This is a genomic window from Streptomyces mirabilis, from assembly GCF_039503195.1.
GTDB classification, from domain to species: domain Bacteria; phylum Actinomycetota; class Actinomycetes; order Streptomycetales; family Streptomycetaceae; genus Streptomyces; species Streptomyces mirabilis_D.
The window spans coordinates 2,526,776-2,544,166 of sequence record NZ_JBCJKP010000001.1 but is presented as its reverse complement, the minus strand read 5'-3'; the positions used below and the strand labels follow the sequence as shown (position 1 = coordinate 2,544,166).

Here is a 17,391-nt window from a genome sequence, read left to right as displayed (position 1 = left end):
CACACCCCGTCGCCGCGTGAACGGCATGTGACGGGCCGGGTCCGGCCTTGGGGCGAGGCGGGGGTGGGGGAGAGGATGAGGGGGGACCACCAGCAGTGACAGTGGGAGGAAGCAGCGTGAGCGAGTCGAACACGGCCAGGAGCGTCTCCGGCGAGGACGAGGTCGTGGACCTCTGTCGCGAGCTGATCCAGATCGACACCAGCAACTACGGGGACCACTCCGGACCGGGTGAGCGCAAGGCCGCGGAGTACGTGGCCGAGAAGCTCGCCGAGGTCGGGCTCGAGCCGCAGATCTTCGAGTCGCACAAGGGACGCGCGTCGACCGTGGCCCGTATCGAGGGCGAGGACCGCTCGCGCCCCGCGCTGCTCATCCACGGCCACACCGACGTCGTACCGGCCAACGCGGCGGACTGGACCCATCACCCCTTCTCCGGCGAGATCGCGGACGGGATGGTGTGGGGCCGCGGCGCGGTCGACATGAAGGACATGGACGCCATGACGCTGGCGGTCGTCCGGGACCGGCTGCGCAGCGGGCGCAAGCCGCCGCGTGACATCGTCCTCGCGTTCCTCGCCGACGAGGAGGCCGGCGGTACGTGGGGCGCGCGGCACCTCGTCGACAAGCACCCCGACCTCTTCGAGGGCGTGACCGAGGCGATCGGCGAGGTCGGCGGGTTCTCCTTCACGGTCAACGAGAAGCTGCGGCTGTACCTCGTCGAGACCGCCCAGAAGGGCATGCACTGGATGAAGCTCACCGTGGACGGCACCGCCGGGCACGGTTCGATGATCCACAAGGACAACGCGATCACCGAGCTGTCCGAGGCCGTCGGACGGCTCGGGCGGCACAGGTTCCCGGTCCGGGTGACGAAGACGCTGCGGCACTTCCTCGACGAGCTCGGCGACGCGCTCGGCACCGAGCTCGACCCGGAGAACATGGACGAGACGCTCGCCAAGCTCGGCGGCATCGCCAAGCTCATCGGCGCCTCCCTGCAGAACACCGCCAACCCGACCCAGCTCGGTGCCGGATACAAGGTCAACGTGATTCCGGGGCAGGCGACCGCGCACGTCGACGGGCGTTACCTGCCGGGGTACGAGGAGGAGTTCCTCGCCGACCTGGACCGGATTCTCGGACCGAGGGTCAAGCGTGAGGACGTGCACGCGGACAAGGCGCTGGAGACCACCTTCGACGGGGCGCTGGTCGACGCCATGCAGACCGCGCTGTCCGCCGAGGACCCGATCGCGCGGGCCGTGCCCTACATGCTCTCGGCCGGCACCGACGCCAAGTCCTTCGCCGACCTCGGCATCCGCTGCTTCGGCTTCGCCCCGCTCAAGCTGCCGCCGGAGCTGGACTTCGCGGGCATGTTCCACGGGGTCGACGAGCGGGTGCCGGTGGATGCGCTGAAGTTCGGCGTCCGCGTACTCGACCGCTTCATCGAGGCGTCATGACGCGTTGACGCCCGCAATCGCCCGTACGTGCGGAGATCGCCCGGGACGGGTGAATGGGACCATAAGCTCGTAGCTCAAGTACTTCTTCCTCGTTACAGGTGATGTGATCCGCTACTTGGGGATCGCATTTGCCTACAAGGAGGAATAATGATCAAGAAGGTCGTCGCTGCTGCGGCTGCCACTGGTGGTCTGGTTCTCGCGGGTGCGGGCCTGGCTGTCGCCGACTCGGGTGCCCAGGGTGCCGCTGTGCACTCCCCGGGCGTCATCTCCGGCAACGTCATCCAGGTGCCTGTTCACGTCCCGGTGAACGTCTGCGGCAACACGGTCTCCGTGATCGGGCTGCTGAACCCCGCCTTCGGCAACACCTGCATCAACAAGTGACGTTGTGCCTCACCCCATGAGGGTCTGAGCCCGTCGGCCCCGGAGCGTGCGCCATGCGCTCCGGGGCCGACCGGCTTTCGGCGCACGCACGGGACGGATGCGTGCGCTTTCCGGAGGGTCCAAGCCAAGGACTAAGGCAGGGAATTCAGCTATGCGACAGGTCACCCGCAAGGGCCTGATGACCGTGGCGGCCGCGACCGGCGTACTCGCCGCGACCGGAGGCTACGCACACGCCGACTCGGGTGCGAGCGGCGTCAGTTCCAACTCGCCCGGCGTGCTGTCGGGCAACACGGTGCAGGCACCGGTGCACGTACCGCTCAACGTCTGCGGCAACACCGTGAACGTCGTCGGGTTGCTCAACCCGGCGATGGGCAACACGTGCGTCAACAACGGCGGCGGTGGGTCGTCCGCCGGGGGGCACGGGGGCGGCGGCTCCCACGCCGGTGGGCACGCGACGGGCTCGCCGGGCGTCGGCTCCGGCAACCACGTCCAGGTGCCGATCGACGTGCCGGTCAACGTCTGCGGCAACAGCGTGAACGTCGTCGGAGTCGGCAACCCGGCGATGGGCAACGACTGCGCGAACGGACACGGCGACCACACTCACTATCCGCCCGGCGGCGGTCACCCCGGTCACCCCGGTCACCCCGGTCACCCGGGACACCCCGGTCACCCGGGACACCCTGGTCACCCCGGTTACCCGGGACAGCCCGGGAACCCGGGGCACCCTGGGCAGCCCGGACACCCCGGCAACCCCGGACACCCGGGTACGCCCGGACACCCCGGAACCCCGGGCACGCCGCCCAGCTCGCACCCCCACCACCCGGGGACGCAGAACGTCTCCCAGCCGCAGAGCGCCGCGGGGCAGCTCGCCCACACCGGCAGTGACCTGCCGATCGGCGCGGTGATCCCGGCGGGCGCGGGCGCGCTGCTGGCGGGCGCCGTGCTCTACCGCCGGGCGCGCTCGGGCGCGTAGTCGGCAGGACGGAGAGAAGTGTCCGGGCCTGGAACGGGGTCGGGGCAGACGGGATCGCTTCGCCACAGGCATCCCCTGTGGCGAAGCGACCGGAGCGGGCCCGCACGGGCGGGGCCCGCTCCGTTTCAGCCGCTTTCGCTCACCACGTGGCACGCACCTGGCGGATGATCCGCCGGCGCAGCCGCACCTTGCGGCTGCCGTCGGGGTGCAGGCTGAGGCGGTCCAACTCCCAGTGTCCGTACTCCGCATGGTCCGTCAGCAGGCGTGTCGTCTCCTTGCGGGACACCCCGCGCGGCACGTACACGTCGACAAATTCGTATTCCGGCATCGCATCTATTGTGCGGGCAGAGGCCCTGTACGGATAGCGTCTGCACTATGTCTGATGCTGTGCAGCCCACCGCTGCCGAGGTACGCGCCGCCGCCGAGGCTGTCAAGACCGCACTCGACCGCCACCTGGCCGCGGTCGAGCGCAGGTCGGGCGATGACGACCCGGCCGTATACGAGGCGTTCAACGAGCTGGCCGCCGCGGCCGAGGAGTACGACGAGCTGCTCTACGACCGTTATGACGAGGTCACTCCCTTCGAGATCCCCGGCAGCGACGACACGCTGCCGCCGTACACCGGCCCCGAGGAGCCGAACGCGCTGAGCGTGCTGATCCGCCGGGACTACGCGGTGGTGGAGCCGCAGCGACTGCTGGCGCAGGCCCAGCGGGTGGAGGCCGTGGAGGAGAACGGGGCCACCGCGGCCGTGGGCTTCGACGCGGCGTCCGGCACCGTGCACGGGGCGCTGGGCGTCCTGTTCGGCGAGTTCGAGCCGGACGAGATCGCCTCTCGGCACAAGGAGTTCGGCCTGGAGGAGGGCGACTCGACCCTCTGGGTCACGGCCGCCGACGAACCGGCCGATCCCGGCGAGTGGCTGGAGACCCCCTTCGAGGCGATCGACCCGCAGCGCGTGGTCTGCCGTTTCGACGTCAGCGCGGTCTTCGACGACGAGTCGGACGACGACGAGCTGGAGGACGACCTCGCCCCGGACTCCGAACTGGACGAGGACGGGGATCTGGAGCCGCTGGACGCCGATCGCTGAGCACCGTGTCAGCGGGATCCTGAGCATGCCGTCGCGGGAGCGCTGAGCACCGCGTCACAGGAAGTGGGAGCGCTGAGCACCGCGTCACAGGAAGTGGGAGCGCTGAGCACCGCGTCACAGGAAGTGGAAGCGCTGAGCACCGTGTCATAGGGAGGTGGCGGTCACCGGAAGCCGGTGGCCGCCACCTCCCCGCGTACGGGAGCCGTCTCCCTGGGCGGGCGGCTCAGGCCGCCGCCGGGACCTGTGCCTTGAGCAGGGCGGGCAGGCGCGTGGTGCGCGGCTTCTGCGGGACCTCGGCCACGGCTCGCTGCAGGGCCTGCTCCACCCCATGGACCACGGACAGATGGCGCTCGGCCCGGCCGAAGGCCGTGTAGACCCAAGGCCTGGTCAGGGTCCCCGCGGCGTCACCGGGGAGCACCACGACCGCGGCGGGCCAGCGCAGACCGACCGCCTGGTGCGCCGTGAGCGCCCAGCCGTGCCGCACGGACTGCTCCACCCGCTCCTTCGGTACGACGACGGGCAGACCCGAGCACTCCAGGTGCAGCCCGTCGGCATCGGCCTTCACCACGTGCCCCACCGTCGTACGACCCGGAGCGGGGGAGTGGGCGACGCGGTCCCCGGGGTCGAAGCCCCCGAAGCGGCCGGGGCCCGGGTTCAGCCGCTCCTTGAGCGCGCTGTTGAGTGCGCGGGTGCCGACGGCGCCGCCGTGTCCCGGGGTGATCACCTGCGTCTGCTCGGCCGGGATGCCGATGGCGCGCGGCACCGAGTCCGCGACCAGCTGCACGGTCCGGTGCACCGCCTCGCCGGCGTCCCGAACGGGGACGATCACGACTTCCTTGCCGGGCGCCTCGACCTGGTTCAGCTCGCCGATGCCGACCCCGGAGACCAGCTCCCCGACGGGGCCGGGGTCCGGCGTCCGCGAGGCCACCTGCGGGCACACCCGGGCGGCGAGCAGATCGGCGAAGACCCGTCCCGGACCCGCCGACCACAGCACTCCCGGGTCCCCGCTCAGCACCAGCCGTGCGCCGTCCGGCAGCGACTCGGCGAGCATCGCCGCCGTCTCGACGTCCAGCTGCGGTGCGTCCAGGACGACCAGGAGGTCCAGGTCGAAGGCGCCTTCCGCGTCCCGGCCCGGGCCCTCGGCGCCCGAGAGGAGTCCCGCGACGGTGGCGACCCCGGTGACCGGCCCCTCCCTGGCGTCGCCCGAGGGGCCGGCCGGCAGGTCGTACCGCGCCATCCGGGCCGTGCAGTCGTCGCGGCCGCTCGCCGTGTGGGTGGCCGCCCAGGCGCGCAGGCCGAGACCGCGCGCGGCGTGCAGCAGTGCCGCCGCCTCGGCCTGGGACGCGTGCCCGCCGGTGTGCAGGACCAGGCCGTGGCCGGCGACCGCCCGGATCAGCTCCGCGGCGGAGCGGGTGGCCGAGGTGGCGGCCTGCTCCCATCCGTCGGCGGAGCCGTCCGTCTTCGGTACGGAGTTCATGACCCGGGCCAATCCGTCGGCGAGGCTCTCCTCGGCCAGCGCGTACCGCTCCAGGCCGATGAGGACGCGGACCGGACGCTCCTCGGACTCCTCGGTGCCGTCCTCCTGGGCCGGGGGCGCGGTGTCGAGGGCGTCCTGGAAGACCAGCGCGTCGCCCTCCGCGAGGGCGCTCTGCACGGCCGCGTCCGGATCCGGCACCGCGTGCTGGGCGAGCGCGGCGGTGAGCGCCGGGGCGTCGAGAGCGGTGTGCCCGGCGAGGGCCGCCTGCTCGAGGAGCCATACGGTGACCGCCCGCCCGCGCCGCTCGTCGTCCGGGCGGCACTCCGCGCCGAGCAGAGCGCGGGCGTACCCGTCGGCCTGCTCGGGCCGCACCCCGGCGACCCGCAGCAGCTGCCAGGGGTCCTCGCGCAGCTGGTCGTCAGCGCCCTCGCCGAGTGCCGCGAGGGCCCCCGGTGCGAGGGCGTCGGGGGCGCCGCCCTCGCCCAGTACGGCGCGCACGGCGGCGACGGCTTCCGGTGCGAGGGCCACCGAGGCCTCGGCCGGGGCGGCCACCGGCTGCGGGCGCGACACGGGCTCCGGGGCGACCGCCCGGCGCGGCGTCGGCCCCGGCTCGCGGAACGCGGTGGCCACGGGCTTCTCGCCGCTTTCCACGGCCCGCACCGCCGCGAGCAGATCGGCGGCCGTCCCGCTGAGCTTGGTCCCGGCCGCGATGGGTCCCTGTTTCTCGGCCTTCCGCCGCTCGATCCGCTCCCGCTCCAGCCGCTGCGCCGCCAACTCGGCCGCTGCCTCGGACAGCTTCGCGGCGTCCGCCGTGCCGTCGGTTTCCGCACCGCCCTCGACCGCGTCCGTGACCGCGGCCGTGTCTGTATCCGTATCCGTGTCCGTATCCGTGTCCACGTCCTGCGGGTCGGCGGTCGCTCCCGCGCCCGGCGTCCCCGGCTCCACTTCCTCCGTGGTCTCGGGCTCCGTGCTCACAGCGTGCTCCAGTCGTGATCGGGATAGTGGTGCACCGGTGCCGACACGTCGTCGAGCGCCCGGCAGATCTCGTCAGGAAGACTAAGGGTCTCCACTGACAACGCGGCCGTGAGCTGCTGCGCGTTGCGCGCGCCGACGATCGGGGCGGCGACACCGGGCCGGTCGCGGACCCAGGCGAGGGCGACCTGCAACGGCGTGACCGCGAGGCCGTCCGCCGCCGTCGTCACCGCGTCCACGATGCCGCTCGCCGTGTCGTCCAGGTACGGCGCGACGAACGGCGCGAGGTGCTCCGAGCCGCCCCGGGAGTCCGACGGTGTGCCGCCCCGGTACTTCCCGGTGAGCACCCCCCGCCCGAGCGGGGAGGACGGCAGCAGGCCCACGCCCAGGTCGAGCGCCGCGGGCAACACCTCCCGCTCCACGCCGCGCTGGAGCAGGGAGTACTCCATCTGCGTACTCGCGATCCGCGTCCGTGTCCCGGGCGCCGCCAGCTGCCAGGTCGCCGCCTTGGCGAGCTGCCAGCCACAGAAGTTGGACACCCCCGCGTACCGCGCGCGACCGCTGCTGACCGCGAGGTCGAGCGCCTGGAGGGTCTCCTCCAGCGGGGTGCCCGGGTCGAAGGCGTGGACGTGCCACAGATCCACGTAGTCCGTGCCGAGGCGCTGAAGCGAGGCGTCGAGTGCCGACAGGAGATGCCCGCGCGAGCCGTCGAACCGCCGGTCCGGGTCGGGCACACTGCCCGCCTTCGTGGAAATGACCAGGTCGCGACGCGGCACGAGCCCTTCTATGAGTTGTCCGAGCAGGTACTCCGACTCCCCGTCCCCGTACACGTCCGCGGTGTCGACGAGGTTCCCGCCCGCTTCCCAGAACACCTTCAACAGCTCCGCGGCGTCGTGCTCGTCGGTGTCCCGCCCCCACGTGAGGGTGCCGAGTCCGATCCGGGACACACGCAGGCCGGTACGGCCGAGATGCCTCTGCTCCATGGACGCCGAGATTACTGGCCAAAACTCGCCTCGTGGGGGCCCTGTGGACAACCTGGATGATCAGACCTGAACCCGTTCCTGCCACCGCGCCCACCAGCGCGCTAGGGTCTGCGGCACAAGGGACGTTACTGATCGGTAAGGGGATCGGCCATGCAGCTCGGGATCAACCTCGGCTACTGGGGCGGCGGAATGGACGCGGACAATCTCGCCGTCGCCCAGGAGGCCGACCGACTGGGATACGCGGTGTGCTGGGCCGCCGAGGCCTACGGCTCGGACGCGGCCACCGTGCTCACCTGGGTCGCCGCCAAGACCGAGCGCATCGACGTCGGCTCGGCGATCTTCCAGATCCCGGCCCGTCAGCCCGCGATGACCGCGATGACCGCCGCGACGCTCGACTCGCTCTCCGGCGGGCGCTTCCGCCTCGGCCTCGGCGTCTCCGGGCCGCAGGTCTCCGAGGGCTGGTACGGCGTCAAGTTCGACAAGCCGCTGGCCCGCACCCGCGAGTACGTCGAGATCGTACGCAAGGCGATGACCCGCGAGCGGCTGTCGTACGAGGGTGAGCACTGGACGCTGCCGCTGCCGGACGGTCCTGGCAAGCCGATCAAGCTGACGGTGCACCCGCAGCGCGAGCACATCCCGCTGTACATCGCCGCCATCGGCCCGAAGAACCTGGAGCAGACCGGCGAGATCGCCGACGGCGCCCTGCTGATCTTCCCCTCGGCCGAGCACCTCGAGGACACCGCGCTCCGCCATCTGCGCGCGGGTCGTGAGAAGGCCGGCAAGACCATGGAGGGCTTCGACGTCTGTCCGACGCTGCCGCTCGCCGTCGGCGCCGACAAGGACGTGACGGCGCTCGCCGACATGTTTCGCCCCTACACCGCGCTGTACGTCGGCGGCATGGGCAGCCGCAAGCAGAACTTCTACAACCAGCTCGCCCAGCGCATGGGGTACGAGAAGGAGGCCGCCGAGATCCAGGACAAGTACCTGTCCGGAGACAAGGAGGGCGCGGCCGCCGCCGTTCCGCACACGCTGATCGACCAGACCACCCTGCTCGGCTCCGTGGACCGCATCGCCGAGCGGATGAAGGCCTACGCGGCGGCGGGCGTCACCACGCTCACGCTGTCGCCGGCCGGCTTCACGCTGGAGGACCGGATCGCCTCGCTGCGCGCCGGTTCGGACGCGCTGGAGCGGGCCGGTCTGGCGTAACGCGTCGTCACCCTCTCCCCGGAGGGACGGAAGAAGTTCTGCGGCCGTGGTGGGGGCTCGGGGGTCTTCCCCGCCACGGCCGTCACGGGGAACAACGCGCGGGCGTGTCCCGGGTTACGCGCCAGGGGCCGCCCCGTCATCCCTCGTTCGGCGCATTTGTCCGACACATCGGTTGCCGGGCCCCCGGCATCCCATTTGACTCATTTTCTGCGGACCCTGCAGAAAGTGGTGTCATCGATGCTTTCGGCCAAGAGCGTGTTCCAGGAAATCCTCGACAACGACGAGTCGTTCCGGCTCTTCTGCTCCATCGCCGCCAGCGGGGAGTCGCAAGGTGGCTGGGAGAACGCGCGCATCGCCGCCCTCGTTCCGCCGAGCGCACGCGAACTCGCCCCGAAGATCACCCGGCACGGCGCCGACGAGGACAAGCACGGGCGGATCTTCAACGCCCTGATGAACAGGCGCGGCCTCACGCCGGTCAAGGTCCCGGCCGACACCGACTACACGATGCTCCTGGAACGGCACGGGATCGGCCTCGCCCACGACAAGCTGAAGAGCCGGCAGCCACTCACCGTACGGGACATCGTCACCTACCTCGCCCACAGCAGGGTCACCGAGCAGCGTGCCTCCGAGCAGATGGAGTTGCTGCTCAGGCACTTCGCCGACCATCCCGACATCGGTCGCGCGGTCCGGATGATCTCCGAGGACGAGGACCGGCACCTCGCCTACTGCCACGAGGAACTGCTCCGCTTCGCGTCCGCCGGACACGGCCCGGCCATCCGGCGGACGCTGCGCGCGTGCGCGCTCGCCGAGATCCGCGTCTACCGGGACGTCAGTCTCGCCGTGATGGCCCACATGGGAGGCATTCTCGGCTGGTCGAGGGCCAGGGCGGCGACGCTCACCGCGGCCATCCACACCGTCTACGCCTACGAGCGCGCCGCGGGCTGGCGCCGCATGGTGTCCCTGAAGATGCCGGAACACCCCGACGCCCTGGGCGGCCCCGCGCCCCCCGCACCGGAGGTGGCGTGACCCGTCACAGCCAGCCTCGCCGCTTGAAGAGGTGGTACAGCAGGAACTCCAGCGCCGCCATCGCCAGGATCACCACCGGGTACGACCAGAGCCAGTGCAACTCGGGCATGTGGTCGAAGTTCATGCCGTAGATGCCGGCGATCATCGTGGGAACCGCGGCCATGGCCGCCCACGCGGAGATCTTCCGCATGTCGTCGTTCTGGCGCACGCTCATCTGCGCGAGATGCGCCGCGAGGATGTCCGAGACCAGCCGGTCCAGGCCCTCCACCGACTCGTTCACACGGGCCAGATGGTCGTTGACGTCGCGGAAGAAGGGCTGCGCCTTCTCGTTCACGAACGGCACCGGGGTGCCGGCTGCGCCCGAGCCCGAGAGCCGGGTCAGCGGAACGGTCAGGGGGACCGTGGCCCGCCGGAACTCCAGGATCTGCCGCTTGAACGTGTAGATCCTGGACGCGGTGTGCCGTGAACCGCCGCCGTTCGGCGAGAAGACCTCCGCCTCCAGCCCCTCCAGGTCCGTCTGGAGCTCGGTCGCCACCTCCAGGTAGTGGTCGACCGTGGCGTCGGCGATCGAGTAGAGCACGGCCGTCGGCCCGTGCCGCAGCATCTCGGGGTCCTCCTCCAGCCGGCGGCGCACCTGCGCGAGAGGCGAGCACTCGCCGTGCCGGACGGTCACCACGAAGGCGTCCCCGATGAACACCATCACCTCACCGGTGGTGACGACATCGCTCTCCGCCTCGTACTCGACCGGCTTCAGGACCACGAACAGCGAATCGTCGTACATCTCCAGCTTGGGCCGCTGATGTGCCTTGAGGGCGTCCTCGACCGCCAGCGGGTGCAGCCCGAACTCCTCGGTGACGAGGTCGAACTCCTGCTCCGTCGGCTCGTACAGCCCGATCCAGATGAAGGCGTCGCCCTCGGCGCGTGCCAGATCCAGGGCGTGGGAGAGGTCCTCGGGGCCCTCCGCCCGGCGCCCGTGTTGGTAAATGGCGCAGTCGACGATCACGGAGCGTATTCTCCCGTCGCCCGGCCGTCACCGCACTCCGGCCGCCGTTGTCCACAGGCCCCTCCGGGTCTCCGAGTCACCCGTTTACGCTGGGCCGCATGCCCACCCTGATTCTCGTACGGCACGGACGTTCGACCGCCAACACCGCTGGGCTGCTCGCGGGCTGGACGCCCGGCGTCGCCCTCGACGAGCGCGGCGCCCAGCAGGCCGCGGCGCTGCCCGGGCGGCTCGCCGCGCTGCCGATCTCCGAAGTCGTCACCAGCCCCCTGCAGCGCTGCCAGGAGACAGTGCAGCCGCTGCTCGACGCCCGCCCCGAGCTGCGTGTGCACACCGACGAGCGGATCGGGGAGGCGCACTACGGCGACTGGTCCGGCCGCAAGCTCGCCGAGCTGAAGGACGAGCCGCTGATGGAGGTCGTACAGGCGCATCCCTCCGCGGCCGCGTTCCCCGGCGGAGAATCGATGCGGGCGATGCAGACGCGGGCCGCCGAAGCGGTGCGCGAGTGGAACGCGCGCGTGGAGCGCGACCACGGCGGCGACGCCGTCTACGTCATGTGCTCGCACGGCGACATCATCAAATCCCTTGTCGCGGACGCACTCGGACTTCATCTCGACCTCTTTCAGCGGATCTCTGTAGAACCGTGTTCCATCACCGCGATCCGTTACACACGACTGCGTCCCTTCCTTGTGCGCCTCGGGGACACCGGCGACCTCGCCTCCCTGGCGCCGCGCGAGGAACCCCCCAGCGGGGACGCCCCGGTCGGTGGCGGTGCGGGCGCACCGTGATCGTCGGCCGCAGTAGGGTGAAGCGGTCGAAGCAGCGCAGTAGTTGTCAGCAAGTTGTCAGCAGCCGATGAGGGCCGAGGCAGTCAGCCGGTCCACATGCCGATTCCAATGGAGACAGGACGTGTCCCGTCAGGTGTTCCTCTACGACCCCCCGGACCGTTTCGTGGCCGGTACGGTCGGGTTGCCCGGGCGCCGTACCTTCTTCCTGCAGGCCTCCTCAGGCCCCAGGGTGACCAGCGTCGCCCTGGAGAAGACCCAGGTCGCCGCGCTCGCCGAACGTATGGACGAACTCCTCGACGAGGTCGTACGGCGCACCGGCGGCAGCGCCCCCGTCCCGGCCATGGTCCCCGCCGAGGTCTCCGACACCGCCCCTCTCGACACCCCGGTGGAGGAGGAGTTCCGGGTCGGCACGATGGCGCTGGCCTGGGACGGTGACGAACAGCGCATGATCGTCGAGGCGCAGGCCCTCGTGGAGCTCGACGCCGACACCGACGAGGACCTCGCCGAGGCCGAGGAAAGGTTGCTCCAGGACGAGGAGAACGGCCCGCCGATGCTCCGCGTCCGGCTCACCGGCGCGCAGGCCAGGGCCTTCGCCAAGCGCGCCCTCGACGTCGTCAACGCGGGCCGGCCGCCCTGCCCGCTGTGCAGCCTCCCGCTCGACCCGGAAGGACACGTATGTCCGCGCCAGAACGGATACCGCCGCGGAGCGTGACCACGGCCGAGCTGCTCGCCCTGGGCGAGCTGAAGGTGCGCGGACGGATCCGTGAGGCCTCGAACGCGGTGCTGTACTGCTCCGTTTCGTACGAGGGCAGGGACGCGTTCTGCGTCTACAAACCGATCGCCGGGGAGCGGCCCCTGTGGGACTTCCCGGACGGGACCCTCGCCCAGCGTGAGGTGGCCGCGTACGAGGTCTCCGAGGCCACGGGCTGGGGGCTGGTCCCCACCACCGTGCTGCGCGACGGGCCCTACGGCGAGGGCATGTGCCAGCTGTGGATCGAGGCCCTGCCGGAGGCCGACGGGGACGGGCTGCTGGCGCTGGTGGAGGCCGAGGAGCCCGCGGCGGGCTGGAAGGCGATCGGCTTCGCCGAGGTCGGCGAGGGAGAGACGGCGCTGCTCGTGCACGCCGACGACGTGCGGCTGCGGCGGCTCGCCGTGCTCGACGCCGTGATCAACAACGCCGACCGCAAGGGAGGGCATCTGCTGCCCGCCGGTGAGGGGCGGTTGTACGGCATCGACCACGGGGTCACCTTCAACGCCGAGAACAAGCTGCGCACGCTGCTGTGGGGCTGGGCGGGGGAGCCGCTGACGCCGGAGGCGGTCGAGGTCCTCACCTCCCTGCGGGACGGTCTGGCGCCGGGCGCGCCGCTCGCCACCCGGTTGGCCGAACTCATCACCACCACAGAAATCGACGCCACGCGCGCGCGTGTCGAGGCGATGCTCGCGTCGGGGAAACACCCGGAGCCGAGCGGGGAGTGGCCGGCGATCCCCTGGCCACCGGTGTAAACACCCTCGACCGTCCAGGGGCCGGACTCGCCCGCCTCACACCGAGTACGCCGACGGGGTCCCACGAAAACCGGCACCCATGGGACGCATTCCGCCGCCCCGGCAGCGGATGGGCCCCGTCCGGGGCGACCCGCTCCCGTGCGGGGCCACATCCGTGCGGGGCCACTTCTGGGCAGGCCAACGGGCGGCGGTCGTGGGTGTGATGTGGCGGACGTGCGGGACGTGGGGCGCCGGGTTTGGTGGTGGGCGCCCGTTGCCGCGCCCGTGGTCGGGGCCGGATTCGGGCGCGGTCGGCTCTGGCTGACGGGTGGCGTCCAATGGGGGCCTGCCCGGAAGTGGCCCCGCCGGGGAGCGGCCCCGTCCGGGAACGGTCCGCGGCCCGTGACTTGCGACACTCACCGGCCTCGCGCGTAGCCGGTCCCGGCGGCGCACACGCCCGTGGGGCGGGGCGCGGCCCGGCGGCTCGCGTTCTCGCTCACGGCGCATGCGAGGGGGGCGGATCGCCGTCCTCGGCGGTGTGCGCGGTGGGTGGTGCCGTCGTACGGCGCCCTCACCCCCGGAGGACCGGGTGACGCACACTGTCGGGCGTCGCGCAAGAGGGCCTTCCGCGTCATCGGGGCTGGTCCGGTTCGTATACGGAAGTTCCGTCCGGTTAGGCTCATGACATGCATGCCTGGCCCGCTTCTGAGGTCCCCGCCCTGCCTGGTGAGGGCCGCGACCTCCGGATCCACGACACCGCGACCGGCGGCCTCGTCACACTCGACCCCGGTCCCGTCGCCCGTATCTACGTCTGCGGCATCACGCCGTACGACGCGACCCACATGGGTCACGCGGCGACCTACAACGCGTTCGACCTCGTTCAGCGCGTGTGGCTCGACACCAAGCGGCAGGTTCACTACGTCCAGAACGTGACCGACGTCGACGACCCGCTCCTGGAGCGGGCGGAGCGCGACGGCGTCGACTGGGTAGGACTCGCCGAGAAGGAGACCGCCCTCTTCCGTGAGGACATGACCGCCCTGCGGATGCTGCCGCCGCGGCACTACATAGGCGCCGTCGAGGCGATACCCGGCATCGTGCCGCTCGTCGAGCGGCTGCGGGACGCGGGCGCGGCGTACGAACTCGAAGGGGACGTCTACTTCTCCGTCGAGTCCGACCCCGACTTCGGCAAGGTGTCCAACCTGGACGCCGCCGCCATGCGCCTGCTCTCCGCCGAGCGGGGCGGTGACCCGGACCGTCCGGGCAAGAAGAACCCGCTCGACCCGATGCTCTGGATGGCGGCGCGGGAGGGGGAGCCCAGCTGGGACGGCGGCTCGCTCGGCCGCGGCCGGCCCGGCTGGCACATCGAGTGCGTCGCCATCGCGCTCGACCACCTCGGGATGGGCTTCGACGTCCAGGGCGGCGGCTCCGACCTCGCCTTCCCGCACCACGAGATGGGCGCCTCGCACGCCCAGGTGCTCACCGGCGAGTTCCCGATGGCCAAGGCGTACGTGCACGCCGGCATGGTCGCCCTCGACGGCGAGAAGATGTCGAAGTCCAAGGGCAACCTCGTCTTCGTGTCGAAGCTCCGGCGCGACGGCGTCGACCCGGCCGCCATCCGCCTCGCCCTCCTCGCGCACCACTACCGCGCCGACTGGGAGTGGACGGACACCGTCCTCACGGACGCGGTCGCCCGTCTGGAGAACTGGCGGGCGGCGGTGTCGCGTCCCGACGGGCCGTCCGCCGAGGCGCTGGTCGAGGAGATCCGCGAGGCCCTCGCGAACGACCTGGACGCACCGGCCGCGCTCGCCGCGGTCGACCGCTGGGCGGCGCTCCAGCGCGAGACGGGCGGTACGGACGAGGGCGCCCCCGGCGTCGTCTCGCGTGCCGTGGACGCCCTCCTGGGCGTGGCCCTGTAGTTCTCCCGTACGTGTGGGGCGCCGGGCGGTCGTACCGCCCGGCGCCTCTTCTCTCTCAGATCTCTCTCAGAGCGTCACTTGTTCACGATGACGGCCTGTACGGCGCTGCTGTTGGCGTCGTAGAGGCCGATGACCTGCTGCCCGTAGGCGAAGGCCTGCTGGACCTCGTCGTGGGTGACCTGGTTGGGGTTCACCAGGGGGCGCCAGGCGTTGTCGATGAACAGGTAGAGGATCGACGGCTGGCCCGGGAGCGGGGTGACCACGTCCCAGAAGTGCTGGGCGATCCCGCTCGTCAGGACCTGCGCCTGCTGCTGTTGCTGCTGCCCGCCGAGCTGCTGGAGCAGCTGCTGGAACGGCTGTTGCTGCCCCATCTGCTGAAGCTGCTGCTGGAGGTGCTGCGGGATCTGCTGCTGCGGGATCTGCGGTTGCGGGTTCTGGTGCAGCGGGTTCTGGTGCAGCGGGTTCTGCTGCTGCGGGTTCTGGAGTTGCGGGTTCTGCAGCTGGCCGAACGGCTGCTGCATCTGCTGTCCGAACGCCATGGGCTGCTGCTGTCCGAACTGCTGGGGCGGCGCCGTGCTCGGTCCCTGCTGCCCCAGCTGGATGCCTTGCTGGATGCCCTGCTGGTGTCCTTGCTGCTGACTCATCTGCGGGGTGGTGCTCATACGGGTGCCACCTTCCGTGAATCATCGAATCGTTGACTTGCGGCTACGCCCTCGGACACGTCAGCCCGTGACCACCAGGCCGACGATCTCGTCGTCCGAGAACCAGACACGTACGTCGGGCCGTCCGCCCGCGAAGGCGGAGTGCACCGCCTGACGGATCTCGGGGGAGGGGTTGTCGAGGTTGCGCCAGTCACCGGCCACGAACAGCCGGAGTCTGGGCGGGAGTTCGCGCGGGTACGGCAGCAGCTCGTCCCAGTACCGTTCGGCCTGGCCCGAGCCGACCGCCTCCGGCAGCAGACGGGTGACCGCCGCCTTGATGTCCGGCCGGTTGCCGATCCGCTGGGAGGCGGGCCGGCCCGGCGCGTCCTGCTGCGGGGAGCCGGTGGCCCGCAGCACCGCGCGGGCACGCTCCGGGGACATCGGTTCCTGGGCCGCCGCCTTGAGCATGCCCTGCAGCGCGGCCAGGGCGCCGACCACCACCGGGGAGGCGGAGGAGGTCCCGGAGAACGTGTCCGTGTACCAGCCGATCTCCTCGGCACCGCCCTGCAGGTCGCCGGGCCGGTCCCAGAAGCCGCCGGTGGTCGTGACCTCGCGTCCCCAGCCCTGCGCGTCCACCCGCGCCCCGTAGTTGGAGAAGGCGAGGCGGGAGCGGTCCGGGCCGTGGTCGCGGCCGTGCGTGCCGGGCGGCGGTGCGCCCGCGCCGACCAGTACCGCGCCCGAGGACGGGTTGGCGGGGTTGAAGGGGTTGCGCCACCACGCGGGGAACTCGGCGGGGCGCCGCTCGTACACCGCGTCGTCGAGCGACTCGGCGCCGTTGCCCGCGGCCGCCACGACGAGCACCCCCTTGGCGGTCGCGTACCGGATGGCCGCGAAGTTGTCCGGCCACCACTCGATCGCGATGTAACCCTGCTGGTCGTCGCGCTCCTCGAAGTCGAACCGCGGCCCTGGGGCGTGCAGTTCGACCAGGATGATGTCACCGGGGCCCAGCCGGTCGGCCGCCGCGTGGATCGCGGCCGCCGTGCCCATGCCCTGGAAGGACGCGGCGGCGGTCACCGCGTCCGGCGCGATGCCGGTGATCCCGCGCTCGTCGCGGTCGCCGCCGATCACCCCGATGACGGCGGTGCCGTGGTTGCGCCAGGCGAGGTCCGTCAGCGGGGTGCCGACGACCACGCCCGCGAGCTTCGCGGCCAGGTCCTCGTGGCCCAGCTGCCACGCCCCCTCCACATCGATCACCGTCACGCCCTGGCCCGTACCGCCCGGCCGCTGCCAGGCCCAGTGGGCGTCGATGCCCTCGGGCGCCGGCCGCAGATAGCCCTGGCGGCTGGTGAAGTCCGGAGTGACGGGCGCCCCCTCCTTCGTCCGTCGGCCGTCGTCCGCGCTCGCCGAGCCGTTCGTGCTCCGCCCGACCGACCCCACCGAGGCGGGGACGGCGCCGGGCTTCACGTACGCCGTGTCGATCTCCGGCAGCGCGGCGATCCGTGAGCGCAGCTCCTGGGCGCGGCTCTCGACGCCGCGCACCCGGTAGAAGAGCGCGAGGTCGCTTCCGCCCCCGCCGTCCGCCACCTCGGACTGCCGCAGTCGTTCCTCGCTGCCGAACAGCGGCTCCAGGGCGAGCTGTTCGTCACTGAGGAACATGTTGAGGGCCGACACGTCCGAGCCCGCCGCCGAACGGACGCCCTCGGCCCCGGCGCGCAGCCGGGCCTCGGGGCGTGCGACGACGATCAGCTCCTGCTCGGCTCCCCGGTAGGTGAACCCCGCTCCGTCGGGTCCCGGCCCGGCCGTTCCCGGGCCCTGCGTCGGCTGTACCTGGTCGGTCATCGCGTACCGCTCCTCTCGGTTCGGTTCTGCGGGTGTTGCCAAGTCCCGTCCCCGGGCCGCGCCTTCGGGGCACAACCTGGCACGCCGACGGCGACTCGTCCACCCCGGCTTCGCCAACTCGGTTTGAAAACAAGTTGAATGGGGAAACCTGTGCAATCCGTCCTGAAACAGATGTCACGCAG

The 17,391-nt window shown here is 71.6% G+C and carries 16 protein-coding genes; 10 read left to right on the top strand and 6 right to left on the bottom strand.

The genetic code is table 11. From position 1 onward, the window contains the following. Positions 1–116 precede the first annotated feature (116 nt). From AAFF41_RS12195 to AAFF41_RS12185, 3 genes are all read left to right on the top strand, one after another. A complete protein-coding gene (locus AAFF41_RS12195; protein ID WP_054231123.1) occupies positions 117–1,442 on the top strand; it encodes a M20/M25/M40 family metallo-hydrolase in 1,326 nt (441 codons plus the stop codon). A gap of 147 nt (positions 1,443–1,589) precedes the next feature. After that, positions 1,590–1,823, top strand: a complete 234-nt coding sequence (gene chpH / locus AAFF41_RS12190) for a chaplin ChpH (protein WP_054231124.1) — start codon at positions 1,590–1,592, stop codon at positions 1,821–1,823. Positions 1,824–1,974: 151 nt separating this feature from the next. Continuing rightward, positions 1,975–2,796: a chaplin gene (locus tag AAFF41_RS12185; RefSeq protein WP_343323949.1), complete on the top strand. Its 822-nt coding sequence runs from the start codon at positions 1,975–1,977 to the stop codon at positions 2,794–2,796. Positions 2,797–2,935: 139 nt separating this feature from the next. Here AAFF41_RS12185 and AAFF41_RS12180 read toward each other — a convergent pair whose 3' ends face one another. Continuing rightward, positions 2,936–3,124, bottom strand: coding sequence for a DUF5703 family protein (locus AAFF41_RS12180; protein ID WP_054231126.1), 189 nt, complete (start codon positions 3,122–3,124; stop codon positions 2,936–2,938). 47 nt (positions 3,125–3,171) lie between these two features. Between AAFF41_RS12180 and AAFF41_RS12175 the strand changes: the two genes are divergently transcribed. Continuing rightward, a complete protein-coding gene (locus AAFF41_RS12175; RefSeq protein WP_319744820.1) occupies positions 3,172–3,879 on the top strand; it encodes a hypothetical protein in 708 nt (235 codons plus the stop codon). A gap of 223 nt (positions 3,880–4,102) precedes the next feature. Here AAFF41_RS12175 and AAFF41_RS12170 read toward each other — a convergent pair whose 3' ends face one another. Beyond that, positions 4,103–6,331: a helix-hairpin-helix domain-containing protein gene (locus AAFF41_RS12170; RefSeq protein WP_319744822.1), complete on the bottom strand. Its 2,229-nt coding sequence runs from the start codon at positions 6,329–6,331 to the stop codon at positions 4,103–4,105. Continuing rightward, positions 6,328–7,311, bottom strand: a complete 984-nt coding sequence (locus AAFF41_RS12165) for an aldo/keto reductase (RefSeq protein WP_319744824.1) — start codon at positions 7,309–7,311, stop codon at positions 6,328–6,330. The genes AAFF41_RS12170 and AAFF41_RS12165 overlap by 4 nt, the downstream gene beginning before the upstream one ends. 150 nt (positions 7,312–7,461) lie before the next feature. Between AAFF41_RS12165 and AAFF41_RS12160 the strand changes: the two genes are divergently transcribed. Together AAFF41_RS12160 and AAFF41_RS12155 are read left to right on the top strand one after the other, a co-directional pair. Continuing rightward, a complete protein-coding gene (locus AAFF41_RS12160; protein WP_054231130.1) occupies positions 7,462–8,517 on the top strand; it encodes an LLM class F420-dependent oxidoreductase in 1,056 nt (351 codons plus the stop codon). A gap of 237 nt (positions 8,518–8,754) precedes the next feature. Continuing rightward, positions 8,755–9,543: a ferritin-like domain-containing protein gene (locus AAFF41_RS12155; RefSeq protein ID WP_319744826.1), complete on the top strand. Its 789-nt coding sequence runs from the start codon at positions 8,755–8,757 to the stop codon at positions 9,541–9,543. 4 nt (positions 9,544–9,547) lie between these two features. Here AAFF41_RS12155 and corA read toward each other — a convergent pair whose 3' ends face one another. Further along, positions 9,548–10,546, bottom strand: a complete 999-nt coding sequence (gene corA, locus AAFF41_RS12150) for a magnesium/cobalt transporter CorA (protein WP_319744830.1) — start codon at positions 10,544–10,546, stop codon at positions 9,548–9,550. A 98-nt stretch (positions 10,547–10,644) separates the two neighbouring features. Here corA and AAFF41_RS12145 point away from each other — a divergent pair, with 98 nt between their 5' ends. The 4 genes from AAFF41_RS12145 (at position 10,645) to mshC (ending at position 14,729) form a co-directional block, all read left to right on the top strand. After that, positions 10,645–11,331, top strand: coding sequence for a histidine phosphatase family protein (locus tag AAFF41_RS12145; protein WP_067365234.1), 687 nt, complete (start codon positions 10,645–10,647; stop codon positions 11,329–11,331). Between the two features lie 121 nt (positions 11,332–11,452). Beyond that, entirely contained in the window at positions 11,453–12,043 is a 591-nt protein-coding gene (locus AAFF41_RS12140) for a DUF3090 domain-containing protein (RefSeq protein WP_067365237.1), read from the top strand. Next, positions 12,007–12,834, top strand: coding sequence for an SCO1664 family protein (locus tag AAFF41_RS12135; RefSeq protein WP_319744832.1), 828 nt, complete (start codon positions 12,007–12,009; stop codon positions 12,832–12,834). The genes AAFF41_RS12140 and AAFF41_RS12135 overlap by 37 nt, the downstream gene beginning before the upstream one ends. A gap of 665 nt (positions 12,835–13,499) precedes the next feature. Further along, complete coding sequence (mshC, locus tag AAFF41_RS12130; RefSeq protein ID WP_319744834.1) at positions 13,500–14,729, top strand: cysteine--1-D-myo-inosityl 2-amino-2-deoxy-alpha-D-glucopyranoside ligase; 1,230 nt, start codon at positions 13,500–13,502, stop codon at positions 14,727–14,729. Positions 14,730–14,803: 74 nt separating this feature from the next. Here mshC and AAFF41_RS12125 read toward each other — a convergent pair whose 3' ends face one another. Continuing rightward, positions 14,804–15,391, bottom strand: coding sequence for a hypothetical protein (locus AAFF41_RS12125; RefSeq protein WP_343323948.1), 588 nt, complete (start codon positions 15,389–15,391; stop codon positions 14,804–14,806). A 60-nt stretch (positions 15,392–15,451) separates the two neighbouring features. Continuing rightward, entirely contained in the window at positions 15,452–17,209 is a 1,758-nt protein-coding gene (locus AAFF41_RS12120) for a S8 family peptidase (protein WP_190169579.1), read from the bottom strand. Positions 17,210–17,391: the final 182 nt, after the last annotated feature.

Excerpts from the sequence above, each read along its gene's own strand:
- AAFF41_RS12120 (WP_190169579.1), bottom strand. The coding sequence starts at position 17,209 with ATGACCGACCAGGTACAGCCGACGCAGGGCCCGGGAACGGCCGGGCCG.
- AAFF41_RS12145 (WP_067365234.1), top strand. The coding sequence starts at position 10,645 with ATGCCCACCCTGATTCTCGTACGGCACGGACGTTCGACCGCCAACACC.
- AAFF41_RS12160 (WP_054231130.1), top strand. The coding sequence starts at position 7,462 with ATGCAGCTCGGGATCAACCTCGGCTACTGGGGCGGCGGAATGGACGCG.
- AAFF41_RS12175 (WP_319744820.1), top strand. The coding sequence starts at position 3,172 with ATGTCTGATGCTGTGCAGCCCACCGCTGCCGAGGTACGCGCCGCCGCC.
- AAFF41_RS12180 (WP_054231126.1), bottom strand. The coding sequence starts at position 3,124 with ATGCCGGAATACGAATTTGTCGACGTGTACGTGCCGCGCGGGGTGTCC.
- chpH (WP_054231124.1), top strand. The coding sequence starts at position 1,590 with ATGATCAAGAAGGTCGTCGCTGCTGCGGCTGCCACTGGTGGTCTGGTT.
- AAFF41_RS12185 (WP_343323949.1), top strand. The coding sequence starts at position 1,975 with ATGCGACAGGTCACCCGCAAGGGCCTGATGACCGTGGCGGCCGCGACC.
- AAFF41_RS12135 (WP_319744832.1), top strand. The coding sequence starts at position 12,007 with ATGTCCGCGCCAGAACGGATACCGCCGCGGAGCGTGACCACGGCCGAG.
- AAFF41_RS12165 (WP_319744824.1), bottom strand. The coding sequence starts at position 7,311 with ATGGAGCAGAGGCATCTCGGCCGTACCGGCCTGCGTGTGTCCCGGATC.
- AAFF41_RS12125 (WP_343323948.1), bottom strand. The coding sequence starts at position 15,391 with ATGAGCACCACCCCGCAGATGAGTCAGCAGCAAGGACACCAGCAGGGC.
- mshC (WP_319744834.1), top strand. The coding sequence starts at position 13,500 with ATGCATGCCTGGCCCGCTTCTGAGGTCCCCGCCCTGCCTGGTGAGGGC.
- AAFF41_RS12155 (WP_319744826.1), top strand. The coding sequence starts at position 8,755 with ATGCTTTCGGCCAAGAGCGTGTTCCAGGAAATCCTCGACAACGACGAG.